Origin of the sequence: Natranaerobius thermophilus JW/NM-WN-LF (genome assembly GCF_000020005.1) — a bacterium.
Classification (GTDB): Bacteria; Bacillota; Natranaerobiia; order Natranaerobiales; family Natranaerobiaceae; genus Natranaerobius; species Natranaerobius thermophilus.
In genome coordinates, this window is the sequence record NC_010718.1 from 1165738 (window position 1) to 1192193 (window position 26456).

Here is a 26456-nt window from a genome sequence, read left to right on the forward strand (position 1 = left end):
TGTGAGTGTTTAAATTAAACGATGAAAAGGGACGCTTAAAGTGTTCCTTTTGCGGTAAGACCCAAGAACAAGTTAAAAAACTTGTAGCGGGTCCAGGTGTTTATATTTGCGACGAGTGTATCGAACTATGCAATGAGATAATAGAAGAAGAACTTAATGATGATAGCGATATGGGCTTTTCTGAAATTCCTAAACCTCAAGAAATATACGAAATTCTCAATGATTATATCATTGGGCAGGAAGAAGCTAAAAAAGCCCTATCAGTTGCTGTTTATAACCACTATAAACGTGTAAATAACGAAGCCAAAAAGAAAGACGATGTTGAGATTCAAAAAAGTAATATCTTATTACTTGGTCCAACTGGTGTAGGTAAAACTTTGTTGGCTCAAACCTTGGCAAAAATATTAAATGTTCCCTTTGCCATGGCTGATGCTACTTCATTAACCGAAGCTGGTTATGTAGGTGAAGACGTAGAAAATATCCTGCTAAAATTAATTCAATCAGCGGATTATGATGTTGAAAAAGCTGAAAAAGGGATAGTTTATATCGATGAAATTGATAAGGTTGCAAGGAAGACTGATAATCCATCTATTACTCGAGATGTTTCAGGAGAAGGGGTACAGCAGGCACTGCTTAGGATTTTAGAAGGAACAAAAGCAAGTGTACCTCCTCAAGGTGGTAGAAAGCATCCACATCAAGAATTTATCCAAATAGATACCACCAATATCTTGTTCATTTGCGGTGGAGCTTTTGATGGTATTGACAAGATTATTCAGAACAGGATTGGAAAGAAAGGTCTAGGTTTTGGAGCCGAGGTACAAAGTGCTAAGGATGAAGGTATAGGTGAAATCCTATCAAAAGTTCTACCTCAAGACCTTCTGAAGTTCGGGTTGATTCCAGAGTTTGTAGGGAGAATTCCTGTAATCTCGTCTTTAGATGCCTTGGATGAAGATGCCTTAGTACGAATCCTAGTTGAACCCAAAAATGCTTTAGTTAAGCAGTATCAAAAGCTATTTGAGATAGATGGTGTAGAACTGGAAATGCAAGAAGATGCACTAAGAGCTATAGCTCGAGAGGCCATTGAGAGAAATACAGGAGCCAGAGGTTTAAGAGCTATAGTTGAAGAACATCTGAATGATATTATGTACGATCTACCATCTATGGATGATGTCAATAAATGTATCATCACAGAAGAAGTGATTGAAAAAGATGAAAGACCTATGTTAGTAAAGGATAATCAAGGTGAGAAAAAGCATGAGTCTGCATAGAAATATAAAAAATTATTAACTATAATGCCCTGCCTTCGCTTTTAAGTGAAGGCAGGGCATTTTTTCTGTTTTTTGTTGCTATTTAGCTCTATTCTCCTCTTCACTCATTAATACTATCAAATCCATGATCCGTTCAATTGTTTTCACAGTATCAACAACTAAATATAACAGGTCCTTTGTTAAATCTAACAGTTCAGGAATAAAATGCAAGATGCTTCCGCATAATAAGGTTAGGTTGAACTCTGTAGTGAGAGGGGGATTACATGGAAGGAATAGCCGGTCTCTTAGCAATGGTACAATTCTTCTTTGCAGTAGTTATCGGCCTTTATTTTTGGAATCAGTTAAGAAGCCAGCAGTCAAGTAAAGCTACTGTTGAGCGTGAATCGGAAAAACAAATGGAAAAGCTCAGAAAAATGAGAAGAATATCCTTAGCAGAACCTTTAGCAGAAAAAACACGCCCCCAAAAATTTCAAGAAATTGTTGGTCAAAAGGAAGGGTTAAAAGCACTGAGAGCAGCTCTTTGTGGACCTAATCCACAACATGTGATAATTTATGGTCCACCCGGTATAGGAAAAACTGCAGCAGCTCGCGTAGTATTAGAGGAAGCTAAAAACAATCCACGTTCCCCTTTTGGTGAGCATTCTGAATTTGTGGAAATTGACTCCACTACTGCCAGGTTTGATGAAAGAGGGATTGCTGATCCATTAATCGGTACTGTTCATGACCCTATATATCAAGGTGCTGGAGCCATGGGAATACATGGTATCCCCCAGCCTAAACCTGGAGCAGTAAGTAAAGCCCACGGAGGAGTCTTATTTCTTGATGAGATTGGAGAACTTCATCATATACAGATGAATAAACTGTTAAAGGTCCTGGAAGACAGAAAAGTTTTTTTAGAAAGTTCATATTACAGTTCGGAGGACCCCAACTGTCCCCAGTATATACACGAGATTTTCCAAAAAGGCTTACCTGCAGATTTTCGACTTATCGGTGCCACCACTAAAGGACCAGAAAGTATTCCTGAAGCTATTCGAAGTCGTTGTGTTGAAGTATTTTTTAAGGGTCTAACTCCTGAAGAACTTGTTGGAATAGCGAAACATGCTGTTAAAAGACTGGGATTTGAGGTAGAACAAGGGGCCATTGAAATAATCAAAAAATATGCTGAAAATGGTAGGGAAGCTGTTAACCTAATTCAAATAGCAGCAGGTCTTGCCCAGACAGAAAAACGCTCCAATTTAACCCAAAAAGACCTGGAATGGGTTATTAACACAAGCCAAATTTCACCTAGACCAGATAAACTGATACCCGCCAGATCTCAAGTTGGGCTAGCCAATGCATTAGCAGTGCTAGGACCTAGCCGAGGAACACTCTTAGAAATCGAAGTGTCTTCAATCCCTTGTAAAGAAGGTGAAGGTGAAATAAACGTAACTGGACTTGTGGAAGAAGAGGAAATGGGGGGACATTCCCGAGTAGTTCGGCGCAAAAGTATGGCAAAAGGTTCAGTTGATAATGTGTTGACAGTACTAAAGCATTATCTAGACGTTAATCCTAGGGATTACGACATCCATATAAATTTTCCAGGTTCAATCCCAATAGATGGTCCTTCTGCAGGAGTAGCCATAGCCACAGCAATATATTCATCTTTATCAAATAAGCCGATTGACCATAAAGTTGCCATGACAGGAGAAGTTTCAATTAGAGGAGAAATAAAACCTGTAGGAGGCGTTTCCACAAAAATAGAAGCAGCTAAAGAGGCTCAAGCCAGTAAAGTTTTAATTCCTAAAGAAAACTATCAAAAAACCTTTGAAGATGAAGAGTCTCTAACAGTGTCGCCAGTTGAGGACTTAAAAGAAGTACTAAGAGAAGTCACCTTGTAGTTTCAAGCTTTGCTTCGCCTCCATTTTTTTTGGCAGGCGAAGTTTTTTTATGTTAGGCGCACCTAAACATCTTTAAGTGAAATTGAGATTTTATATTATCAACATTCAACTTTAACATAGCTTTATGTTAAAATTAATCTTGGTACTTTATAATGAAGGTGGAGGTGACTGTTAATGAAAGTGACTAATGCAGAATACATGGCAAGTGCTTATTTATCCTCGCAATTCCCTAGTGAAATGTATCCTGAAATTTCCTTTATAGGTCGATCTAATGTGGGGAAATCATCTTTAATCAATACTTTGATTAATAGAAAAAATTTGGCTTATACAAGTAAACAACCGGGTAAAACTCGGACAATAAATTTTTTCTTAATCAATAAGAGTTTATATTTTGTAGATTTGCCAGGTTACGGATTTGCTAAAGTTTCTAAGACTATGCAAAAAGATTGGGAGCAACTAGTCAATGCTTATTTATCCCAGAGAAATACATTAAAACTATCTATACTAATTATTGATGGTAGACACGGTCCTAAAGATGCAGATATAGATATGTTTGATTATCTGTTAGATTTTGAGCGCCCTGTATTGTTGGTTGCAACTAAGATGGACAAAGTAAAAGCGAATAAACGAAAACAGAGAATAACCGAGATGAGATCTGCTCTTGAACTGGATCAAGATGATGAACTGATAACTTTTTCTAGTGCAACTGGGGAAGGAAAAAATGAATTATGGCAAATTATAGAAGATTTACTATAGATTAACAGGAAATTATCTTAATTGTAATTTCACATCTTCATGTTGACTTGGACGGAGGGATGATTGTGTCGTCTCAATGGGAGGAACTGGATCAGATTTGGGAAGACTTACAGCATCATATCGATAAATTCGAAACTAGAGAAGGACAAATAGATATGAGCCTTGGGGTTTTAAAAGCTCTCCAAGATGGAGGGCATTTTGTAGTAGAGGCAGGAACTGGTACAGGAAAGTCCCTGGCCTATCTGTTGCCTGCAGTTCAGCTGGCACAGGATGAATTTAGAATGGTTATCTCTACAGCTACCATCGCCTTACAAGAACAACTACTTCAGAAGGATATCCCTTTGGTTGAAAAAATTATTGGGAGAACCCTGAGAGTTGAAGTGATTAAAGGTAGAAGCAATTATCTTTGTAAACAGAAATTTAATCAACATTTTGGACAAACAAGCTTTGTTAACTCAATTCAAGAGCGTGAACTGATTGAATGGGTAAATGAAACAGAGACGGGTGATCGCAATGAACTCCAAACAATGCCGGAAATTTGGGAAAAAGTTTGTTCTCAAAGCGAAAGTTGCTTGGCTATGAGATGTCAATTTTACAGTGAATGCTTTGTGGTTAAATTGAGAAAAAGGGCAGAAACTGCAGAACTGTTAGTAACTAACCATCATTTATATTTTAGTGATCTTAATCTAAGAATAGATTCAGATGGGTCTATGTCTATTTTCCCTGATTATGAAGGAGTTATTTTTGATGAAGCTCATCATATACCTGATACGGCCACTAAATCTCTCGGAAGGGAAGTGAAATATTCCCGGGTAATAAAATTATTTAAAGAAGTGACCAGCTATTTAAAACAAAAATTTCAAGCTCAAGTGAATTTAGTCCAAGAGGCGGAAGCCAGTGCCGTTAAGGCTTTTAATAAACTTTCTGATTTCAGAGAAAGTGATTATTTATTAAGGGAATTAGATTCATTTATCTCCCTAAAGGAATTTAGAAAAAAGTTATCTAAATTAGCACAACATGTGGAGGAATGTGCGTTAGAAGAAATGGATCGACCAGAACAACCAAGAATGTTGGCTTCTAGATTAAATAAGACAAAGCTTGACTTGGATTTGATATTAGATTTAGAGGAAGAGGACTATATTTCATGGGTTAATCAGCAATCATCGGACATTTCTTTATCAACAAATCCTGTATTTGTTCATAAACAGTTAAGGGAATTTTTATTCGATAATGTAGACAGGATTATTATGACCTCGGCAACTTTGTCTATAAATGGAAAGTTTGCTTATTTTAAAAACAGGGTGGGGCTTAGTCAAGATGCCCAAACATATCAAATAGAATCTCCATTTAACTATCAAGAACAATCCAATATATATATTCCTAAGAATTTTCCAGAACCCAGGTCAGGGGAGTATAACAGGCAGTTAGCAGATACCATTGAACAAATTATCGATGCAGCTGGTGGAAGAACTTTAGTGTTATTTACAAGCTATTCTACACTTAATAGTATATATAATCAGCTTAAAGATAAAGTCCCCTATGAAATTTATTGTCAGGGGATTCATCCAAAAAATAAAATTTTGTCTTGGTTTCAAAACGATGCCAGTTCCGTTCTCATGGCTACTAATAGTTTTAGAGAAGGTGTAGACGTACCCGGTAGTTCACTGCAAGTAGTTATTATGGATAAATTACCCTTTGCAGTACCCGATAATCCTTTAATAAAGGCTAAAATTGAAAAACTGCAACAAGAAGGACAAAATAGCTTTATGAACTATCAGTTGCCAGAAGCTGTATTGGCTGTAAAGCAAGGGTTCGGTAGATTAATAAGGCATAATAATGACTGTGGAATCTTTGCCCTTCTGGATCCTAGAGTTTTTACTAAATCTTATGGGCGTCACTTCATAAATTCTCTCCCTAATGCACCCCTTATATCAAATTGGTCGGAATTAGAAGCTAAAATAAAAACCTTACCTTAAATTGTTGACAATTATTATTAATTTGAATAAAATATAATCATAACCAATTATCAATAATAGTTACTAATACTAGTAACAATAAGGGGGGAAAGGGCTTGCTTGAAGAGGTGAATTTTGTCAAAGTTTATAAAAACACCGATAAGTGCTGTCAGGAATGTAATGATTGTCAGACAAATGAATGTTTAATTGGTTTTTGTAAACAACTAATTAGTGAGGCCATGGAAAAAGATGAATTTTATGTGAATAATGGTGTTGATTGTATTCCCACCCACGACTTAAAGGCTTATGATAAACAGGATATTTTGGAAGCGGTGGGAGAGATTTTAAAACAATGTAAGAACTGCAAATTATACCATGATGAAGATTGTTTAATAAACGTCAGCAGATCAGCTCTAGAGTACATACTGACTGGTCAAACTTTTGAATACGAAGGTAGTGCATTTGTATATCTAAACGATATCAGACAAAGTGATCAGGAGTTAGGAGAATCCCTGGCACAAATATACATGAAAGATTCATAAAGAAAGAGGAGGACTGCATTATGGTCGAACAAAAAAATTTAACTACTGAGAATGTGTTGGGAGAAGCCAAAGGTTCTGATCTGGAAAGACCTGTAAAACAAAATTTTCAAGGCGAAACATCTGAAACGGGTTTGTATCTTGCCATGGCTCGACAAGCTCAAAGAGAAGGCTATCCTGAAATTGCAGAGAGTCTTAAAAGAATTGCCATGGAGGAAGCAGAACATGCCGCAAGGTTTGCTGAATTAAATGGTATGATTAATGATAGTACTGAGGAAAATTTAAAAGAAATGCTTGAAGGAGAAATCTTTGCTAATCAAGATAAAAAGAAAGCGGCTGAAAAAGCAAAAGACCAAGAATTAACTGAAACTTACACTTATTTTATTGAATCCTCCAAGGACGAAGCTAGGCACGCAAAAATGCTTGAGGGTTTAGTTAACAAGTATTTTGGATAAACTATTGACAACTAAGACCCAAAATATGTATTATATAAATACAATTCTATACTTTTAAATCATTGAAACATCTCGGAACGGGAGGAGTAGGCGGTTCAGATCTTGAAAGAGAGGAGTGCCATGGCTGAAAGCACTCTAAGATCTTTCCGTTGAATGTCGCCCGGGAGATGGTGGCCTGAACATTTATCCATGAATAATGATAGTAGGGCCATCCGGCTGTAGCCGTTATTTTTATGAGGGTCCCCAGCTACGGAAATTAGGTGTAGGGGGAAAAAAGGTGGTACCGCGGAATAAAGCCCTTCCGTCCTTTTATGGACAGAAGGGCTTATTTTTATATTTTGCTATAGCACTGTTATATTTAGCTGTTGATAACTTATAATCTTCAATTAAGTAAATTGTTGTAGCTTGATTGTAAATCTTGAAGAGCAACAAAACAAACAAGAGAATCTGAGCCAAATAAAAGAAAGGAGTGAATACTATGAGTAAAACAAATTTATCAAAGGTTTACGAACCTGAAAAAGTTGAACAAAAATGGTATCAGAAATGGTTGGATGCTGATTCCTTCAAAGCTTCCTGCGATCACAGGGATAAATTTTCTGTAGTAATTCCACCACCAAATGTCACGGGTTCACTGCATATGGGCCATGCCCTGGATAATACATTACAGGACGTAATTGTGCGATTTAAGAGAATGCAAGGTTATGATACTTTGTGGATGCCTGGTACTGACCATGCCGGTATAGCAACTCAAACTAAAGTGGAGGAACATCTTGCCCAAGAAGACGGTGTATCTAAATACGACTTGGGTAGGGAGAAGTTCCTTGAAAAAGTTTGGGCTTGGAAAGAAACCTATCACGATAGTATTACTAATCAATTAAAAAAATTAGGGGTATCCGTTGATTGGTCTAGAGAAAGATTTACTATGGACGAGGGATGTAGTAAAGCTGTTAGAGAAGTTTTTGTATCACTTTATGAAAAGGGGCTAATTTATCAAGGTGATTATATTATCAATTGGTGCCCGAGATGCTATACTGCCCTCTCAGATATTGAAGTAGAGCATATGGAAGATCAGGGAACTCTCACTCATATTAAATATCCCTTGACTGATGGATCAGGTTCTATTTCTGTGGCTACAACGCGACCTGAGACTATGCTTGGAGATACTGCTGTAGCTGTTCACCCAGATGACGAACGATATAGTCATTTAATTGGTAAAACTGTTATGCTACCGTTAATGGATAGAGAAATCCCAATTATAGCTGACGAGTTTGTTGACCCTGAATTCGGATCTGGTGCTGTCAAAGTTACACCAGGTCATGATCCTAATGACTTTGAAATGGGAGAACGTCACACTTTAGAAAGTATTGCTGTAATAGGTAAAGACGGACAGATGACTAATGAAGCACGGCGATACTCGGGAATGGACAGATATGAATGTCGAAAATCTGTAATTCAAGATTTGAAAGACCAAGGTTATTTACTGGAAATTGAAGATCATAATCACTCTATCGGTCACTGTCATAGATGTGATACTGTAGTCGAACCCCTGGTTAGTAAACAGTGGTTTGTAAAAATGAAACCATTAGCGGGACCAGCTATAGATGTGGTTGATAAGGGAGATGTAAAATTTGTTCCCGCTAGATTTGAAAAAATCTACAGAAATTGGATGGAGAATATTAGGGACTGGTGTATTTCTCGTCAGATCTGGTGGGGCCATCGCATTCCAGCCTGGTATTGCCAGTGTGGTGAAATTATAGTTAGCAGGAAGGATCCCGATTCTTGTCCTTCATGTGGAGAATCAGGTTTAGAGCAAGACCCCGATGTACTAGATACCTGGTTTAGCTCAGCTCTCTGGCCTTTTTCCACTATGGGATGGCCTGACGAGACAGATGATTTACAGAAATTTTATCCCACAGATGTCCTTGTAACGGGATATGATATTATTTTCTTCTGGGTAGCTAGAATGATATTTATGGGATTAGAGTTCATGAAGGAACGACCATTTGACGATGTATTTATTCACGGATTAGTTAGAGATGCTCATGGCAGAAAGATGAGTAAGTCCTTGGGCAATGGAATCGATCCCCTAGAAATAATTGATGAATACGGTGCAGATACTTTAAGATACACCTTGGTGACTGGAATTACACCAGGAAATGATATGCGATTTTCTTATGATAAAGTAGAAGCCAGTAGAAATTTTGCCAATAAAATTTGGAATGCGTCTAGGTTTGCAATTATGAACTTAGATAACTATCAACCTATGGAACTGTCACCAGAAGATGATAGGTTGAGCCTGGCGGATAAGTGGATTCTTCATCGCATGAATGAAGTTATAGATGATGTGACCAGGCTTATGGACAAATATGAACTAGGAGAAGCATCAAAAACTCTGTATGAGTTCATCTGGTCTGAATTCTGTGACTGGTATATTGAGATGGCTAAAATTAGGCTTTATCAGGGTAGTGAAGAAGAAAAATCATTGACCCAAGAAATACTAGTACGTGGCCTTGATACAATCTTGAGACTGCTTCATCCTTTTATGCCATTTCTGTCGGAAGAAATTCGGTCTCATTTGCCCCATACCGATGAATTGCTAGTTACTTCAAAATGGCCAGAAAAAGAGGAGTCTTTCTCAGATGAAACTAGCAAAAAAGCCATGGAACAAATCATGGAAGGCGTACGGGCTGTGAGAAATCTCAGGCGAGAGCTTGACATTGTACCACAGACCAAGTCAGCGATCACAATCCTAGCTTCTGACGCATCAGATTACGATAACTTTAACAGCAATCAGGAATACTTCCGAGCTCTAGCTAATGCATCACCGGTAGAAGTCGTAGATAATCTAGAAGAAAAACCTAAAAAAGCACTAACAGCTGTTGTACGTGGTGCCGAAATTTTCTTACCCTTAGAAGGTCTAGTAGACTTAGATGAAGAGATAGAAAGGCTTCGGGGACAAAAAGCGGAACTAGATAAAGAAGTGGCTCGTGTGGAAGGTAAATTAGCCAATGACAACTTTGTAAATAAAGCACCTCAGTACGTAGTTGACAAGGAGCGAGAAAAGGAAAGAGACTATAAAGAAAGGTTAGCTAAAGTTCAGGAACGTCTTGATACTTTATTAGCAATGAAGGAGTGAGCAGTCGGTGGCTATTAGTGGTGATGAAGCTATTAAATGGATCCAAAATCTCGACAAATTCGGTTCTAAACCCGGACTGGAGAGAATTAACTGGCTGTTAACTGAATTAAATCACCCTCATAATCACTATCCTGTCATTCACGTGGCAGGAACTAATGGGAAAGGTTCTACCTGCTCCATACTAGAAAGTCTTCTTTCTAGTATGGGGTATCAGGTAGGTCTGTTCACCTCTCCTTTTATTGATGATTTTGCTGAACGAGTCACTTGTAATTCTAAACCAATTACTAAAACTGAACTGGGTGAATTGGTCTGCGAAATAAAACCTATAGTAGAAGCGGCTGAAGCCAAAGGTTTAGGACACCCAACCCAATTCGAGGTTATTACAGCTTTGGCACTGCTTTATTTTCAAAAAAAGTCGCCTGATATGGTAATCCTTGAAACAGGCTTAGGAGGTAGATTGGATGCAACCAATGTAGTAACCCCAGTACTTTCTATTATCACTAGTATAGGTTACGACCATATTAATGTTTTGGGAAACACCCTTACAAAAATAGCCGAAGAAAAAGCTGGAATTATCAAAGAGAATATACCGGTGATTACTGGACTACATCAGGATAAAGCTAGTATTGAAGAAGATACACAGGAGCAAGCATTTTCAGTAATTGAGGAAAAGTGCCAGAAGAAAGGGTCTCCTTTATATGCCAGCGAACGGAACTGGAATTATCGAATAAAAGCTTTTTCATCCACCGGTTATTGCTTTGATTATTTTGGTTTAGAAGCTGAATTTATTAATCTTAAGTTACCATTACTCGGGGAATCACAGATAAAAAATGCTTCTATGGCTTTATGTGCCTTAGAATTATTAAAAAAACAAGGTTGGAATGAGATTGATTGGAATGATATGAGAAAAGGAATGGTTAGGGTCAATATACCAGCTAGAATGGAATTTTGGCCTGCAGATTCCGGGGAAAAAACTATTACCGGTTCTAGAGCTGAAAAACAACCAGATGTGTTACTAGATGCTTCGCATAATCCTCCAAGTGTCCAAAATTTGATGAGCTGTATAAGACGTTTGGATACCAATAGGAAATGGAATAAAATAGTGTTTGTTACTGGAGTATTACAAGATAAACCGATGGAAAAAATAGTTGCCAACTTCAGCTTGATCCCTGATGAGATTGTTGTAACAGAACCCCAAAATACTAGAGCCCTTTCAGCTCATTGTTTGCTGGACTATATTACTGATCAATTACCAGATACCAATATTTCTGTGGAAAGTGATCTTTACAAGGCAGTTCGAATGGGAATCTCAAAAGCTGGCAACGGAAGTTTGTTAGTGATCTTTGGTTCTTTTTACTTAGTAGTAGAAGCTCGGCGATATTTGAAGACAGATATACTTGCTTAAATTTTTAGCCATTTTAATTTTGAAGGTGAAACTCTTGTATCCACGATTTTTAAATATTCTTCAGTAGTTGAACGAAAGCGATGACCGAGAAGTTCTTGAACTTTATCTAAGTCTCCAGTCTTTTTATAGGAGTCTACTGCAAACACATGCCTTAGAATATGGGGAGTCAGACGCTTGGAAATACCTGCTTTTTGTGAATATCTTTGTAAAATTGATTCAATATAAGATCCACTAATGACATTTCCCGATAGAGTAGTGATCACATAAGAAGTTGAAAAGTACTGATTTTGCGTGTCCTTCCATGTATTTAACAGTTTATAATCGGCCAAACGTAATTGCAGTTTCCTACCAAAAGATCCTTTACTCTTAGGTATATATATCATATTGGCATGAAGGTCTAAATTATCCCACCTCAATGATCGCAATTCATAAAGTCTTAATCCGTAATTTAGGATTAAGTTCATAATAATGAGATCTCTAAGTCCCATAACAGTATTTCGTTCTGGAACTCTTAACAAGGAATTTTGTTCTTCTCGATTTAAAGCAACAGGTACAGTTTGGGGCATGAATATCCACCACCTCGTCTGTTATAGTTATTTATAGAAGGGCAGGAAAGTCCCTCTTGGATCACGTAATAATAAAGTAAAGGTGGCCATCCGGGGAAAGACCATCACCTCCTAGCCAGTGTGACTGCTTATTTAAGAAATGTCTTCCCCGGATACCATAAGTAGCAGTTACGGACTATAGAGAAGTTGTGCCTCGAGCACCGATGCTAGACGAGGATCACCACTGCTACTAAATACCATCACCTAAAGGAGGTCTTAAGATGTACTTTGTTGGGATTGATTGGGCTGATACAAAACATGATATCCTGGTCATGAGTGGCGATGGTAGAGAACTAGATAACTTCACTATTCAACATTCTCAAGATGGATTTGAAACTTTAGAAACTAAACTTTTGAAACATGACGATAATCCTGAAAACTTCTGCTGCTTAATTGAAACCAAACATGGACTTTTAACTCAATATCTTTTAGAAAATAACTTCACTGTTTATTCTGTTAACCCCAAGCTAGTTGATGCTAGACGAAAAGCTTCCGGGGCTAAAACTGACTTTATTGATGCTAAAATACTAGCTAATATGGGCAGATCAGAGCTCCATGACTTACATAAGCTAGAGCCTGATTCGGAACATATCCAAGAGCTTAAAGTACTCACCAGAGATCAAGACGCCCTTATACAAGAAAGTACTAGGCTAACAAATAGGCTGATTTCAACACTGAAAGAATACTATCCTGTAGCTCTTGAATTATTTTCTAAAATAACTCTACCTATCTCTCTAGCTTTCTTAAGAAAATATCCTACTCCAAAACAGGCTCGTAAAGCTAGCAGAGATGATATCTACAAGTTTTTGAAAAAGCAAAATCATCCTAACCCTTTATCTAAAGCTAATGAAATATTCACAAAGCTTCAAAGACGTAATTTAGAAGGTAACAGGGCTATTTGTTCTGCCAAGTCTAAGTTTTTATTTACTATCCTTGATCAGCTAGAGCCTTTATTAGAGCACATTAAAGAGTATGACAGGGAAATTGAAAAACTTTTTAAGTCCCACTCTGACAGTAAACTTTTTGAAAGCTTGCCAGGTGCCGGTAAGCGTATAGCACCGAGGCTGCTGGCAGAGTGGGGAGATGATAGAAGCCGTTATGCTGACGCCTCGGTAGTCCAAGCCCTTGCGGGAACTTCACCAGTACTACATCAAAGTGGCAAAATGCGTATTGTGAAAAGGCGGCATTCTTGTATTAAACCTTTTAGAAACGCTTTGCATCAATTTGCTCTTCAAACTGCGAGGTGGGTCCCCTGGGCCAGAGATTATTACCTCAGAAAGCGAAAAGAAGGCAAACAGCATCATGAGGCTGCAAGGGCTCTAGCTAATATTTGGGTCAGGATACTCTATGCTATGTGGCTGAACAAAGAACCCTACAATGAAAACAAATTCTTAAAAGCTAGAGAAAAACACGCTGCTTAATTTAGTTTTTAAAAGAGCAAAATTTTAGCTTTGGATTACTACATCCCTGATTTCCAAAATTTTACATCAGTTTACCCTTTACATAGAGAATCTTAAATTAATTTTAGTGATGATATATCAATCAAACAACATTCTTGTATCTTATTTTAACCATATTGATATGCCTTTGACAACTATTACTATGAACAATTTTAATACTTTTTAAAAAAGTTGTATAAAGATTGGATGTTGATACTATGAAATTTCATTTACAGTATCAACAACTAATATAATAGTGTTATAAAATAAAAAGGATATTTAATAGAATAAAGAGAATTATATAATTACTATATTTAGGGGGTTATGTAGTAATTAACATAAACAGGACAAATAGACCGTTAATAATTGTGATAGCAGGTGTAGCCCTGCTTTTTGTTTATGGTTGGATTTTTGGATTGCCTGGTTCGAATAACTCTTTGGTAATTGATTTGGATCAAGATGAAACTATTTCTGATAAAGAAAATGATGAAGGTTTAAATCTTCAGGACAATATTAATACTGATGATCAAATTAAAGAAAAGTCTAAAGACAGTGGAACAGAAGAATTAGTGGTGTACATATCTGGTGGGGTGAAAGAACCTGGAGTTTACACTCTCCCCTATGGTAGTAGGGTATATCAATTAATTGAACTTGCGGGTGGGGAGCTGGAAGATTCTTTATTGGAATTGTTAAACTTGGCTTCACCTTTGGAGGATGGTCAGCATATTCATATATACAGAGAGGGAGATGACATTGACTATGAATCACAACTAGTCCCTGATAACAAATCCCAAGGTGATACTAAAATAAATATCAATACAGCTGATATCACTTTACTAGAAAGCCTACCAGGTATAGGGCCTGTACGGGCGGAAAGTATTATTAAACATCGAGAAAAAGTAGGTGAATTTACTAGCATTGAACAAATAATGGATGTTAACGGTATTGGACCAGGAATATTTAACCAAATTAAAGAGCTAATAGTAACATAGTGTTTTGTATTGCTGTTCTAATTAAGGAATAGGTATAAATCTCCCTTAGTTTAAAGTTTAGAGAAGGGGGGAGAAGCTACTAAATCTTTAGTAGCTATAGCATGAGTTACAAGTTCAAGTGTTACGATTGTGATACAGAGTTTTTTCCTAGATGGTGGCAAGGGACTTTGGGAAAAAAGGAATTCTGTCCTGACTGTGGGAGTAATCAATTTCAGCTAATGCCTATGTATTCAGAAGAATTAAATGAAATTATACTAAAAAAAATGCCTTCTAATTGCAAAAAGGGTTGAGGTTAACTGCCCCAACGGCGTTGGGGCAGTTAACTTGTTAGGTGTATTGTTGGTGTTTATTGACATGGGGCACATACTAAATTAAGATGAAAATAACTGGAATTTTTATTGAAAAGAATCAACTTTACAAATACTGTTTTCTGATTTTTGAATGACAAATAAAATTAAAAATTAATAAACGGCAGGTGATCCGTCATGCATCATGTGATAGGTACAGCAGGCCATGTGGATCATGGAAAAACTAAGTTGATAGAGGCGTTAACGGGAGAAGATACCGACCGCCTACAAGAGGAAAAGGATCGAGGGATTTCCGTAGACTTAGGATTTGCTCCATTTAAGCTTCCTAGTGGTAGCATAGCTGGGGTGGTTGATGTTCCCGGACATGAAAAATTCATTCATAATATGCTTGCTGGAATTGCAGGAATAGATTTGGTTATTTTAGTAATTGACGTGAATGAGGGAATCATGCCTCAGACTAAAGAACATATTGCAATTATGGAGTTACTGGAAATTAAATCTGGTATAATTGTTCTCACTAAAGTAGATCAGGCAGAAGAGGAATGGATTGAACTTATGCAGGAAGAAGTCAGAGAAAGCTTATCCCAAACATTTCTAAAAGATGCCCCTCTTATAAAGACCTCTGTGGTTTCAGGAAAAGGAGTTTCAGAGTTAAAAGAATTAATTGACGATAAATTGCAGCAAGTCCCTCCTAAGGATGAAGGTGGGCCTGTTCGCATGCCTATTGACAGGGCATTTAAGATATCTGGGTTTGGAACTGTAGTAACAGGCACTCTGTTTTCAGGAACCATAGATAAAGGTGATGAACTTGAGATAGTTCCTAGTGAGACTAAAACACGAGCAAGGCAGATTCAAGTCCATGGGAAACAAGTCGATAAAGGACGGGCAGGACAGAGATTAGCCATTAACATTCCCAATGTTTCGGCGGAGAATTTGGAAAGGGGCTATGTATTATCGGAACCAAGTTATTTTAAGGAAGTGTCAAAATGTGATGTCAGAGTGAATATGCTACAAGATATAGATTGGGAACTTAAAAATGGTTCACCTGTACATCTTCATGTAGGAGCGGGAGAGACCGTGGCCAGAATATACTTTTATGGGCAGAAAAAATTACAACCGGGGGAGAGTTCATTAGCACAATTGAGATTGGAAAAGCCCCTTGCTATATTTAGAAAAGATAGATTTATTATTAGATCATACTCTCCTGTTACCACTATCGGTGGCGGATTAGTTTTAGAGCATGATGCTAACAAAAAACCTTTAAGTTCACAAAAAGTTATTGATCACTTACTAGCTCTGGAGAAAGGTGATCCTAGTGAATTAGTTAATCAAGTTGTCAAAACTAAAAAAATTGTTTCTTTGGATAAAATCGCTAAAGAAACAGGTGTTTTAGGTGAAGATCTTAATTCTATTGTTAAAGGACTATCTGAAGGTCAAAAATTGGTTACTTTAGGGGACTACGTGATTGATTTCGAGAAAATCCAGTATTTAACTCAGCAGATAATTGAATCCCTCAATGAATTCCAAAAAAATTATCCCTTACGTCCTGGGAAGCCAAAAGCAGAGATTATAAGCTTCCTGGTCAAATCTGGTATGGATGAGAAAGCATCCATGATTTTATTAGAACAGCTCCAAAAAGACAGTAAGATAAAGGTGGAAAATGATCATATTAGCTTACCAGATTTCAAACCTGAACCAACTAATGAACAAAAACAGTTACTGAAAGAAATTGAAGATAAATATGCAAACCAAGGTTTTCGTCCTCCAGCTTTAGAAGATATCTCTAATGATTTGAAAATATCTAAGGATATGACAAGAGAATTGTTTGAATACCTGGTAATGGTGGGGACAATGATAAAAATTACCGATAATTATTATATGCTAGCTCAAGATGTAGACAAAGCCAAACAGCTGCTGAAAGATCATTTTTCTGATCAAGATACACTGTCCATTGGAGAATGGAGAGATATATTGGATACTACTCGAAAGTACGCCTTACCTTTACTGGAATATTTTGACAGAATAAAACTAACTAGACGTCAGGAAGATGTTAGAGTCTATCTGGGAAACAACGAGTAACAGCAATATTGAAAGAACTGCATCTACTACTAAAGATTCTCTACGTAAAGGAGGTGAATTTATGGGTGAAGAAAAAAATAAGCAAGCAGAAAATAAGGAGTTAAAGTATCAAAATGGACAAGATCATGAGTCCGAATCGAGTTGTCGCCTGACTTCTTACAGTAGTAAATCTGGTTGAGCAGCGAAACTAAGTCCGGCGGACTTAGACAATATGCTCTCTTCACTAAAGGTTGAAGCTGTAGATCCGAGCTTACTAGTCGGTTTAGAAACTTCTGATGATGCTGGGGTGTATAGATTAACAGATGATGTTGCTCTGGTACAAACTGTAGACTTTTTTACTCCTGTAGTAGATGATCCCTTTACATTTGGTCAGTTGGCTGCTTCTAATGCCTTGAGTGATATTTATGCCATGGGTGCGGAACCGGTTACCTGCATGAATTTATTAGGCTTCCCCATTGATAAGTTGAGTAGTGAGATTCTTAATGAAATTTTGCGGGGTGGACATGACAAGATCCAAGAGTCAGGTGCAGCCCTGGTAGGTGGACACTCCCTTGAAGATAATGAGCCTAAATACGGTCTGTCAGTTACAGGCACAGTAAGCCCCGATAAAGTTTGGACAAATAGTGGTGCTCGGTCAGGAGATGTCTTGATTTTGACAAAACCTTTAGGTACAGGTATTGTGACAACAGCTATCAAAGGAGAACTTGCAGAGCCCCACCATGAACATTCAGTTGTTGAGGCTATGGTGACCTTAAATAAAACTGCTAAGAGAGTCCTGGAAGATTTTAATGTAACTGCCTGTACCGATGTCACGGGTTTTGGACTCTTAGGGCATGCCCTTGAAGTAGCCAAAGCTAGTAGTGTTGATATAGAGCTGTGGGAAGAAAATATACCTTTACTACCCGGTACTCAGGAATATGCTGAGCAAGGTTTGATTCCGGGCGGTACTTACAAAAATCTATCATTCTTTAATGAGGTATGTTCTTTTAATGAAAGGATTTCCGAAACAAAGAGGTTGATTTTGGCTGATGCTATCACTTCTGGAGGTTTACTTGCTTGTGTTCCGAAAGAACAGATCAACCAAGTGGAAAATGTTCTAAAAGAAGCAGGTTGCCTGGCTTATCATCAAGTGGGTCAGGTTAAGGATAAACAAGAAAAAGAAAGTAAAATTTTACTGCCTTAACAAAACAGTTCGGGAAAATCTGTAATTATCCCGAATATTTCGTGGCTTTTAGCCAGTTTGATTGCCTCTTCTCTGTTATTAACAGGCCAGGGTAATACCCTGGCCTGTTTTTTATGGGGTTTTTTATAATCTAAGGAATTATGAGGATGAATAGTATAAAAATCCACCTTATTCTCTAACTTGTTTGTATTTGGTCTAGATTGGTCATACAATAATCCTAATTTTACTCTAGAGTCGAGGCGACTAACTTTAAACAAACTATTATGATTAAAAGAAGAGACAATTACTCGTTCAAATAAATTAAAATAATCAATCAAAGAAATGACTTTTTCTTCTAAACCAGGATATTGTATATTGTCATTTTTCAATTCCACATTAATTATGAGTTCATTAGATTTAAAAGTTCGAAAAACTTCTTTTAGAGTAGGAATGGATTCATTTAAATAAGAAGTTGAAAACCAGCTACCAGCGTCAAGCTTTTGTAGCTCCGTATGATTGAAGTCCCTCACAGCACCCATTCCGTTGGTTGTTCTATCCAAGTACTCATCATGTATTATTACGGGTTCGCCATCTCTAGATAGTTGTACGTCCATTTCAATTCCATCTGCACCTAATTGTAATGCTTTGTTAAAAGAAGATAGTGTGTTTTCAGGTGCTAGATTATTAGCACCTCTATGTGCGATGATCAGCACTGTATTGCCTCCTTTTGCGAGTTTTGCATTGTATTACTATGTTAACAAGTGGCCGCAGATTTCAAGGAAATTAGTAATTACAATTCCTGTGAATGCTACGCCAGTTCCCTATCATGCCTACGGATATAATTGGGAAGAACCTCGTTTACAATAAACATTTTCAATTTTCAAAATCGGCTTTAATCCGGTCAATTAGCTCCGGTTGAACTAACAAATCGGCACCAGTCATTGCTAGAGCTTTGGCTCCCAATAACATGCCTTGTTTACCTTCCTTAGAGCCAGCTGCTTCTTTAAAGGCATCTGTATGTGCTGCAATATCTCGAGAACTTATTGAAATGAAAGGGTGGATTGAGGGTGTGACGTGGCTGACATTACCCATATCTGTTGATCCAAAATTACCCCCTGGGGCGTGGATTACTGCACCCAGTTCTTTTAAATTTTGTTGAAATGAATCTGCCAGGGTTTTGTTAGTTATCATGTTATCGAAGGATAATTCAAAATAATCATATTCATATTGACAGCCTGTAGCTTGGGCAGCACCACTGGCACAATTAATCACCTTTGAAACCACTTGATTTAAGTAATCTCTTTCAGATGCTCTAACATAGAATCGGGCTACTCCTTTTTCAGGAATGATATTAGGGGCAGATCCCCCTTCTGTGATGATTCCGTGAATACGTACATCTGTTGTTAATTGTTGGCGTAAGGAGTTAATATTATTAAAGAGTGAAATTACCGCATCTAGTGCATTGATTCCTTCATGAGGAGCCGCAGCTGCATGAGCTGCTTTTCCATAAAATTTAAATTCTATAGCGTCCATAGCTAATGAACTATCTAGGACCATATTTTTGCTACCAGGATGACAGATTAAGGCGGCATCTAAATGGTTAAAAATTCCTTGTTCCACCATAGTGACCTTGGCACCATCAGTTTCCTCGGCAGGTGTACCGTATATCTCAATGGTTCCACCTTGAAATTTATCTAGCAATCGTTTTAGAGCTACACCAGCCCCGTAACTCATGGCAGCAATTAAATTATGCCCACATGAATGTCCTTCAGGTAAAGCATCGTACTCCGCTAAAAATCCGATCTTAGGATACGGGGAGTGTTGTGATTGATAGGAGGCCTTAAAAGCAGTTTCAAGTCCGGCGATTGGTTGTTGTACTTCAAAACCTTCCTGGGATAATTTATTAGTTAAGAGTTTCACTGCCTGAAATTCTTCAAGTCCAGGTTCGGGATTTTGATGGATAAAATCGGCAATTGAGCCAAGTTCTTTTTCTAAGTTCTTTATTTCTTTAATAACCTCAGTTTTTATTTCTGAACTCAACAAAAACTCTCCTTTCTCTTATTTGGGACTATATGAACAATGGGATTGAGGAAAATATATAATTTTTCATGGTATTTGTCAACTTACTTTCGCCCTAGTTTTTACTGGCCGATGCTGAACCGAAGGAAATTTAAAGAAACATAAAGATAGTTTTAAAATTTGCAAGTAGTTTAAATACCTTCTAAATGGTACTTGACTTCGTTTATGTTTAGTGAGAATATGATAATAAGTATATTTATTATTATAATAAATATAACAATTGATCATGTAGGGGGTGGCAACATGGCAGACCAGGAGAAATCCAAACAGAATGAAAAAGATGAGTCTCAAGAACAGTTTATTAAAAAAATATTTAATTTTTTAAGTTCTATGAAAGCAGGGATCCTTTTATTAATCTTGGTAGCAGTAATATCTAGTATAGGAACCTTTATTCCACAAGAACACCCCCCTGAACAATATCATGAACAATATAGTGAGTTAGTATCAAGTATTATTTTAGCTTTGGGATTAGATAATATTTTTGAAGTCTGGTGGTTTGTCGGCCTAATTGCTCTTTTATGTGCTAACTTATTTCTCTGTAGTTTAAAAAGACTTCCCGGAATTTATCGTAGAGCTTTTTATCCTAAAAAAATATTGGATGAAAACCAATTGCAAAATTATAACAATTCAGCCACTATAAAAGTTGAGGATTCCCAAGAAGAAGTAGTTTCTAAAGTATCGGAATGTTTTAGGGTAAAGAAATACAATACTGAAGTATTAGAAGACGAAAGTTCGGGAGAAAAAGTGTTATTTGCGGAACGAGGGAAATTAGGATATTTTGGTTCATTTCTTACTCATTTAAGTATTGTCATATTAGTTCTTGGTTTTGCTTATGGAAATAGGGTCGGCTTTGAAAATTTTGTCAGTGGACAACCTGGGGACATAATGGAAATAGAAGAAAGAAATTTTGAAGTTAGAGTAGATGACTTTGAAATTGATTATAGGGATGATTATTCTGTTGATCAGTACTATAGCACTTTAACTGTTATGGAAGAAAATGAAGAAATAAAACAGGAAGAAATATATGTCAATAATCCTTTAAGATACGATGGGATAAATTTTTACCAATCAACTCACGGCTGGATGGGTGATGTACAAATAAAAAACAAAGAAACTGATATTACAGATGATGTTAGCCTATACGAAGAATCTCATTATCATATCACAGACAATACTACTTTGATGTTTCATTCCTTCTATCCAGATTACCATTTAGGTCCAGATGGTCCAACCAATAAATCACCAATTCCCAATAATCCTCGTTTTATTTGGATGATTTATGAAGGTGGAGAAATTGCTGATATGTTCGTGACTGAACCAGAAGAAGCCGTAGAATACCAAGATAAAGAAATTCAGTTTACTGATTATAACCAATATACTGGATTGCGTGTAGTTCATGACCCTGGAATTCCCGTTTTTTTCTTTGGAAGCTTTGTTATGGTAGTAGGTTTGATAATGTCATTTTACATGTTTCCTAAAAGAATATGGGTAAGGGTGAAAACTAAAGACGGTTCATCTCAGCTAATTATTGGTGGACAAGGACTTAAAGATAGACAGAGTTTTACACAGGAATTTAATGAATTAGTGGAGGATTTATCAAAAGAGGAGAATTTATAAAAGCATGTTATTTAAAATAGATTGCTATCAAAATGTATAACAGTGTAAAAAAGGATGGTGAAAACCGTGACTGAGGAACAATTAGTGTCCTTAGAAAATACTTTGTTTGATATTACTTTTGTATTTTATTTAGTGGCTGCCTTACTGTATATTGTAACTTATTTAATTTTTAAAAAAGAACAGAAACTTGGTAAATACGCCACTTTTATTGCGACTATGGGGTTGATAGTTCATACTGCTTCAATTTTTGTTAGAATGGTCAATGCAGCAAGATTAACTATGCATAATCAATTTGAGTTTGCTACCTGGTTTGCTTGGGGAATCATGTTTTGCTATCTCTTTATTGAGAGAAAGTTTGCATACAAATATAGAGGGATTGGTTCTTTTGTGGTTCCAATTGCTTTTTTAATGATCTTATATGCATCTACACTGCCTAGTGAAATCAGACCTCCTATGCCTGCATTACAAAGTGCTTGGCTATCAGTTCATGTAATAACAGCTATCCTGGGGTATGGAGCTTTTGCAGTAGCCTGTGGAATATCTATTATGTACTTGTTAAAGAGAAGAAAAGCAGAAGATGACAATAGTATATTTAATAGAAGCTTTTTTCCATCCTTTGAGCTTTTGGATAATATTAATTACAGAGCAGTGGCCTTTGGCTTTATGGGACTAACCTTGTGTATTTTAACAGGAGCGATTTGGGCAGAACAAGCTTGGGGAAGATATTGGGGTTGGGATCCTAAAGAAACCTGGTCATTAATAACTTGGATTGTTTATTCTATTTATTTACATGCACGGTTGACTCGTGGTTGGAAAGGAACAAAAACTGCTTGGTTTTCTATTATAGGATTTTTATGTGTGCTTTTCACTTATGTGGGAGTTAATATGTTGCTTCCGAGTGAACACAGTTATTTGTAAATCAGTATTTGTCAGTATTGACTCCTATGGTGATTTGGAGGTGTTTTAGTGATTCTAGCAGTTATCGGAATAAATCATGAAACCGCATCAGTAGAAACCAGAGAACAATTAGCTTTCTCTTCTAAACAGGTAAAAGAACTTGTTCAAAAACTTATTGAAGGTCAACCGATAAAGGAAGCTTCGGTTTTATCAACTTGTAATCGAACAGAGGTTCACTTTACAGTGAACACAGGGCAAATTGAGGCGGGCAAAAATCATATCATGACATACCTGTCAGATTTTAGTGATCTAGACCCCCGGGAGTATGTAGATCATTTATACTTCATTACAGATCAGGAGGCCGTTAGTCATATATTTAAAGTTACTGCTGGACTGAATTCTTTGGTAACTGGTGAAACAGAAATACTAGGTCAAGTAAAGAAAGCTTATCAGTTGTCTGATGAAGCTGGTGGAGTTGATTCTATTTTCCATGGGCTATACCAACAAGCCTTAAGGACAGGTAAACGGGTACACAGAGAAACTGGAATTAACGATAATGCAGCATCTGTCAGTTATGCCAGTGTGGAGCTGGCAACTAAAATATTCGGGAGTTTACAGAACCGGCGTGCCTTGATTATTGGTGCCGGGAAAATGAGTGAACTGGCTGCAAGGCATTTGTATAGTAACGGTGTCAAAGATGTAATTGTGATTAACCGGACTATAGAAAGAGCTAAAAATTTAGCTGATAAATTTGGAGGCCTTTACGCATCTTATGATCAGTTGAGTGAATGGCTTAATGAAATTGATATTGTGATCACCAGTACGGGAGCACCACATTTTGTAATTAAAGAAGAACAAATCAAAAGAGCTATGAAATCAAGAAAATATAGTCCTATGTTTTTAATTGATATCGCTGTACCTAGAGACGTAGAGCCATCTGTCAATAATCAAGATAATGCTTATTTGTATACCATTGATGATTTAGAAGCAGTTGTGGAATCTAATATGCAAGAAAGACAGGAAGAAGCACGAAACGCAGAACTAATAATTAGTGAAGAGGTGGCTGAATTTATGGTTTGGTATAAAACTAGAGATGTAGTGCCTCTGATATCAGCTTTACGAGAAAAAGCTGAAGATGTTAGGAAAATGGAACTTGAAAAGTATCATAAAAAACTTAAAAATCTTAGTCCAAAGGAGCAAGAAGCCGTAGATAAATTGACTAAGAGTATAGTTAATAAGATATTAAAGGAACCTGTGCTTAGAATAAAAGAATTTGCTGTTGAAGATAAAAGTGAATTGTATATGGCCACTCTGGCTCAATTATTTGATTTAGAAGATGAAGTTATCCCCAAGGATGGAGAAGAGCATTCATCTTCAAAGGAAGTTGAGTCCGTTACTCAATCTTCTACAGAGAGGGGTCACCATGAATCCGATTTCCATAATTAATCTTATAATAGCTATCAGTTTGCTTGCATCGACAGCCTTATTTATTCTTTCAGTAAAATATTTAGATCAGCCTGGAAATAACTATCAAAAAGCTATTTCTCAATTTCTGGGTGATTTTGGCTATCTATTGCTGTTGTCTAAATTTATAGGTAGGAGCTATGCTTTAGGGTATTTGTCATTATTTTCATTTTATGAGACGCTGATTTTAGCTGCAATTGTCTTGGTAACCGTGGCCAAAGCTGCAGAAAAAATATATGATGTTGAGCTATTAAAATTTTTCAGTTATCCTTTGTCAGCTTTATTTATGATAGTCTCTTTATTTGCTCCCCAAAATCCTCCGCAACTTACTTCCGAAATGATGGGAGGATGGCTTGGCTATCATATAGCCTTTGTGATTATTGCATATGGTTGTTTTAGTGCGTCTTTTTTAACTGAAGGAATGTATTTGTTTCTGGATCGTTGTATAAAAAACAAACAAATTACTATTATTGTCAAATTGATTCCTTCTCTAGATCAGCTGAACAAGTTAAATTATCGGATAATATTTACCGGGTTCATATTTTTAACAGTAGGTATTGGATTTGGCGGTATATGGAGTGATGAAATTTGGGGTGCTTACTGGTTTTGGGAGCCCAAATTTATAGTTACCCTTTTCATTTGGTTGGTGTATGGAATATATCTGTATAATAAATTAATATGGGGATTTCAAGGTAAGGTGATTTCTTATTTGAATTTAATTGGTTTTATTGCAATTATGATAAATTATTTTGTGGTAAGATTGCTGGATGGTGGACTACATCACTTTTATTAATTATTCTTTTGGGAGGCTGCAAAAGTGATCAGCTACGAAAGTTACCCTATAATGTTGAACCTATCGGAAATTGAAGCAAATTGTGTTGTTGTTGGTGGAGGAAAAGTAGCTTCAAGGAAAATTTCTTCTTTAGTAAAAGCTACATCTCAAGTAGTTATTATTTCTCCTGAAATCAATCCTAAGATTGAAAAACTTTTGGAAAGCCATAATCTTAAATGGATTAAAAGGCCTTATCAGTACGGGGATTTGCAGGGTGCTGTTTTGGCTTTCGCTTGTACTTTTGATCCCGAAATTAATAGTGAAATTGCTAAAGAGGGTAAAGAAAAAGGTGTTCCCGTTAATGTAGTCACTTCAGCTGAAGAATCTACTTTTTATGTGCCTGCTACAATTTCTAGAGGTGATTTAAATATTTCCATATCAACCCAAGGGGCTAGTCCAGCCCTGGCTGCTAAATTGCGCCGAAACTTTGAACAGGAATTTGGACAAGAATGGGAGAAATATGTTGAGTTTTTAAAAATAGCTAGAATAAAAGTGAAAAATCAGATTCCTGATTCAGATACGAGATCTTATATTTTTAATAAACTGGTGGAAGATGATGCAATATTTGACCAGGTCAAAGATACTAATAGAAAAGACCTGGAATATTTTTGTGATAAATTACTAAAACAGTTAATAGAGAATGGGAGGCAACAAGATGAAACTAAGAATAGGGACTAGAAGGAGCCAACTTGCCCTTGACCAAACTAATTGGGTAGTAGAACAATTAAAAACGCATTATCCAGACATAGAAATTGAAATTAAAAAAATTGAAACAAAGGGTGATCAGTTACTAAATGTTTCTCTATCCAAAGTTGGTGGCAAGGGTTTATTTTTAAAAGAGATCCAAAATGCCTTACTTCAAGGAGAAATCGATTTGGCTGTTCATAGTATGAAAGATATACCTACGGAAACTACTGAAGATCTTGAAATTTGTGCCATCACTAAGAGAGTCGATCCTCTTGATGCCCTGATTTCCAATAATGATATTACAATAGACGAACTGCCTGAAAATGCTAAGATAGGAACTAGCAGTTTAAGGCGTGGTTCACAGTTAAAAGCTTACAGAAATGACTTACAAATAATTCCTATTAGAGGAAATATTAATACCAGAATGAATAAGCTCCAAGAACTTCCAGAGTTAGATGCCGTGGTCCTAGCAAAAGCAGGGCTTGTTAGATCAGGGATGACAGACAGTATTAGCCAGAATATATCTCCAGAAATAATAGTTCCCTGTCCCGGTCAAGGTGCTTTAGGATTAGAGATTCGCCATGATAACGAGAATCTCAAAGAAAAACTAGCAGTATTAGATGATTCGGAAAGCAGAAAGGCAATTGGGGCAGAAAGAGCTTTTCTTAATAGATTAGGTGGTAGCTGCCATGTGCCTGTAGGAGCTTATGCTGAAATTATTTCAAATGAACTACATTTGACAGGAGTAGTTGCAAGTGAGGATGGGCAAGATGTAATAAAAAGAAGTGTTCAAACTCATCTTAGTGATAATAACAAAATACCATCTACATTGGGAAATGACCTGGCTGAAGAGCTGATAGAGTTAGGAGCAAATAAAATATTGTCAGAACTTAAGGAGGGGTAG

The 26456-nt window shown here is 36.8% G+C and carries 22 protein-coding genes and 1 other annotated feature; of the genes, 19 read left to right on the forward strand and 3 right to left on the reverse strand.

Annotation, left to right across the window (positions count from 1 at the left end; genetic code table 11):
- The first annotated feature begins 5 nt into the window (after positions 1 to 5).
- The 8 genes from clpX (at position 6) to NTHER_RS05630 (ending at position 11391) form a co-directional block, all read left to right on the forward strand.
- On the forward strand, positions 6 to 1268 hold the full coding sequence (clpX, locus tag NTHER_RS05590) for an ATP-dependent Clp protease ATP-binding subunit ClpX (protein ID WP_012447561.1): 1263 nt from the start codon (positions 6 to 8) through the stop codon (positions 1266 to 1268).
- Positions 1269 to 1531: 263 nt separating this feature from the next.
- Positions 1532 to 3145: an ATP-dependent protease LonB gene (lonB, locus tag NTHER_RS05595; RefSeq protein ID WP_012447562.1), complete on the forward strand. Its 1614-nt coding sequence runs from the start codon at positions 1532 to 1534 to the stop codon at positions 3143 to 3145.
- A gap of 174 nt (positions 3146 to 3319) precedes the next feature.
- Positions 3320 to 3901, forward strand: a complete 582-nt coding sequence (gene yihA, locus NTHER_RS05600) for a ribosome biogenesis GTP-binding protein YihA/YsxC (RefSeq protein ID WP_012447563.1) — start codon at positions 3320 to 3322, stop codon at positions 3899 to 3901.
- 65 nt (positions 3902 to 3966) lie between these two features.
- Entirely contained in the window at positions 3967 to 5877 is a 1911-nt protein-coding gene (locus tag NTHER_RS05605; protein ID WP_012447564.1) for an ATP-dependent DNA helicase, read from the forward strand.
- Positions 5878 to 5972: 95 nt separating this feature from the next.
- Positions 5973 to 6398: a hypothetical protein gene (locus tag NTHER_RS05610; protein WP_012447565.1), complete on the forward strand. Its 426-nt coding sequence runs from the start codon at positions 5973 to 5975 to the stop codon at positions 6396 to 6398.
- Between the two features lie 20 nt (positions 6399 to 6418).
- Positions 6419 to 6850: a ferritin-like domain-containing protein gene (locus NTHER_RS05615; protein ID WP_012447566.1), complete on the forward strand. Its 432-nt coding sequence runs from the start codon at positions 6419 to 6421 to the stop codon at positions 6848 to 6850.
- A 64-nt stretch (positions 6851 to 6914) separates the two neighbouring features.
- Positions 6915 to 7162, forward strand: a binding site (T-box leader).
- Between the two features lie 166 nt (positions 7163 to 7328).
- The gene (locus NTHER_RS05625) at positions 7329 to 9986 is read left to right on the forward strand and encodes a valine--tRNA ligase (protein ID WP_012447567.1); all 2658 of its coding nucleotides are present in this window, start codon (positions 7329 to 7331) and stop codon (positions 9984 to 9986) included.
- 7 nt (positions 9987 to 9993) lie between these two features.
- The gene (locus NTHER_RS05630) at positions 9994 to 11391 is read left to right on the forward strand and encodes a bifunctional folylpolyglutamate synthase/dihydrofolate synthase (protein ID WP_012447568.1); all 1398 of its coding nucleotides are present in this window, start codon (positions 9994 to 9996) and stop codon (positions 11389 to 11391) included.
- Here the strand turns inward: NTHER_RS05630 and NTHER_RS05635 are convergent.
- Entirely contained in the window at positions 11388 to 11957 is a 570-nt protein-coding gene (locus NTHER_RS05635) for a tyrosine-type recombinase/integrase (protein ID WP_012447569.1), read from the reverse strand. The two genes, NTHER_RS05630 and NTHER_RS05635, sit on opposite strands and share 4 nt — an antisense overlap.
- A gap of 260 nt (positions 11958 to 12217) precedes the next feature.
- On the opposite strand from NTHER_RS05635, the gene NTHER_RS05640 reads away from it, so the two are divergent.
- The 5 genes from NTHER_RS05640 to selD all read left to right on the forward strand — a co-directional run bounded on the left by NTHER_RS05640 (position 12218) and on the right by selD (position 17997).
- On the forward strand, positions 12218 to 13417 hold the full coding sequence (locus tag NTHER_RS05640; protein WP_012447570.1) for an IS110 family RNA-guided transposase: 1200 nt from the start codon (positions 12218 to 12220) through the stop codon (positions 13415 to 13417).
- A 386-nt stretch (positions 13418 to 13803) separates the two neighbouring features.
- Entirely contained in the window at positions 13804 to 14427 is a 624-nt protein-coding gene (locus NTHER_RS05645) for a ComEA family DNA-binding protein (RefSeq protein WP_012447571.1), read from the forward strand.
- Positions 14428 to 14912: 485 nt separating this feature from the next.
- Positions 14913 to 16814, forward strand: a complete 1902-nt coding sequence (gene selB, locus NTHER_RS05655; protein WP_012447572.1) for a selenocysteine-specific translation elongation factor — start codon at positions 14913 to 14915, stop codon at positions 16812 to 16814.
- The gene (locus NTHER_RS16135; protein ID WP_012447573.1) at positions 16783 to 16992 is read left to right on the forward strand and encodes a hypothetical protein; all 210 of its coding nucleotides are present in this window, start codon (positions 16783 to 16785) and stop codon (positions 16990 to 16992) included. The genes selB and NTHER_RS16135 overlap by 32 nt, the downstream gene beginning before the upstream one ends.
- On the forward strand, positions 16963 to 17997 hold the full coding sequence (gene selD, locus NTHER_RS05660; protein WP_414628117.1) for a selenide, water dikinase SelD: 1035 nt from the start codon (positions 16963 to 16965) through the stop codon (positions 17995 to 17997). Before NTHER_RS16135 ends, selD begins: the two co-directional genes overlap by 30 nt.
- On the opposite strand, the gene NTHER_RS05665 is transcribed toward selD, so the two are convergent.
- Both NTHER_RS05665 and NTHER_RS05670 read right to left on the reverse strand, forming a co-directional pair.
- Positions 17994 to 18689, reverse strand: coding sequence for a glycerophosphodiester phosphodiesterase family protein (locus NTHER_RS05665; protein WP_012447575.1), 696 nt, complete (start codon positions 18687 to 18689; stop codon positions 17994 to 17996). The two genes, selD and NTHER_RS05665, sit on opposite strands and share 4 nt — an antisense overlap.
- 160 nt (positions 18690 to 18849) lie before the next feature.
- Entirely contained in the window at positions 18850 to 20016 is a 1167-nt protein-coding gene (locus NTHER_RS05670; protein ID WP_012447576.1) for a M20 family metallopeptidase, read from the reverse strand.
- A 282-nt stretch (positions 20017 to 20298) separates the two neighbouring features.
- On the opposite strand from NTHER_RS05670, the gene resB reads away from it, so the two are divergent.
- From resB to hemC, 6 genes are all read left to right on the forward strand, one after another.
- Entirely contained in the window at positions 20299 to 21672 is a 1374-nt protein-coding gene (resB, locus tag NTHER_RS05675) for a cytochrome c biogenesis protein ResB (RefSeq protein ID WP_012447577.1), read from the forward strand.
- A 66-nt stretch (positions 21673 to 21738) separates the two neighbouring features.
- A complete protein-coding gene (gene ccsB, locus NTHER_RS05680; RefSeq protein ID WP_012447578.1) occupies positions 21739 to 22590 on the forward strand; it encodes a c-type cytochrome biogenesis protein CcsB in 852 nt (283 codons plus the stop codon).
- A gap of 48 nt (positions 22591 to 22638) precedes the next feature.
- Positions 22639 to 24015, forward strand: a complete 1377-nt coding sequence (hemA, locus tag NTHER_RS05685) for a glutamyl-tRNA reductase (RefSeq protein ID WP_012447579.1) — start codon at positions 22639 to 22641, stop codon at positions 24013 to 24015.
- Positions 23993 to 24826 (forward strand): cytochrome c biogenesis protein, encoded by an 834-nt coding sequence (locus tag NTHER_RS05690; RefSeq protein WP_012447580.1) that lies wholly within the window; start codon positions 23993 to 23995, stop codon positions 24824 to 24826. Before hemA ends, NTHER_RS05690 begins: the two co-directional genes overlap by 23 nt.
- 24 nt (positions 24827 to 24850) lie before the next feature.
- Entirely contained in the window at positions 24851 to 25543 is a 693-nt protein-coding gene (locus NTHER_RS05695) for a precorrin-2 dehydrogenase/sirohydrochlorin ferrochelatase family protein (RefSeq protein ID WP_012447581.1), read from the forward strand.
- Positions 25521 to 26456 (forward strand): hydroxymethylbilane synthase, encoded by a 936-nt coding sequence (gene hemC, locus NTHER_RS05700; RefSeq protein ID WP_012447582.1) that lies wholly within the window; start codon positions 25521 to 25523, stop codon positions 26454 to 26456. The genes NTHER_RS05695 and hemC overlap by 23 nt, the downstream gene beginning before the upstream one ends.

Coding starts and splice junctions, on each gene's coding strand:
- resB (WP_012447577.1), top strand. CDS start 20,299: ATGGCAGACCAGGAGAAATCCAAACAGAATGAAAAAGATGAGTCTCAA.
- NTHER_RS05615 (WP_012447566.1), top strand. CDS start 6,419: ATGGTCGAACAAAAAAATTTAACTACTGAGAATGTGTTGGGAGAAGCC.
- NTHER_RS05635 (WP_012447569.1), bottom strand. CDS start 11,957: ATGCCCCAAACTGTACCTGTTGCTTTAAATCGAGAAGAACAAAATTCC.
- selB (WP_012447572.1), top strand. CDS start 14,913: ATGCATCATGTGATAGGTACAGCAGGCCATGTGGATCATGGAAAAACT.
- lonB (WP_012447562.1), top strand. CDS start 1,532: ATGGAAGGAATAGCCGGTCTCTTAGCAATGGTACAATTCTTCTTTGCA.
- hemC (WP_012447582.1), top strand. CDS start 25,521: ATGAAACTAAGAATAGGGACTAGAAGGAGCCAACTTGCCCTTGACCAA.
- yihA (WP_012447563.1), top strand. CDS start 3,320: ATGAAAGTGACTAATGCAGAATACATGGCAAGTGCTTATTTATCCTCG.
- NTHER_RS05625 (WP_012447567.1), top strand. CDS start 7,329: ATGAGTAAAACAAATTTATCAAAGGTTTACGAACCTGAAAAAGTTGAA.
- NTHER_RS16135 (WP_012447573.1), top strand. CDS start 16,783: ATGTTAGAGTCTATCTGGGAAACAACGAGTAACAGCAATATTGAAAGA.
- NTHER_RS05640 (WP_012447570.1), top strand. CDS start 12,218: ATGTACTTTGTTGGGATTGATTGGGCTGATACAAAACATGATATCCTG.
- NTHER_RS05690 (WP_012447580.1), top strand. CDS start 23,993: ATGAATCCGATTTCCATAATTAATCTTATAATAGCTATCAGTTTGCTT.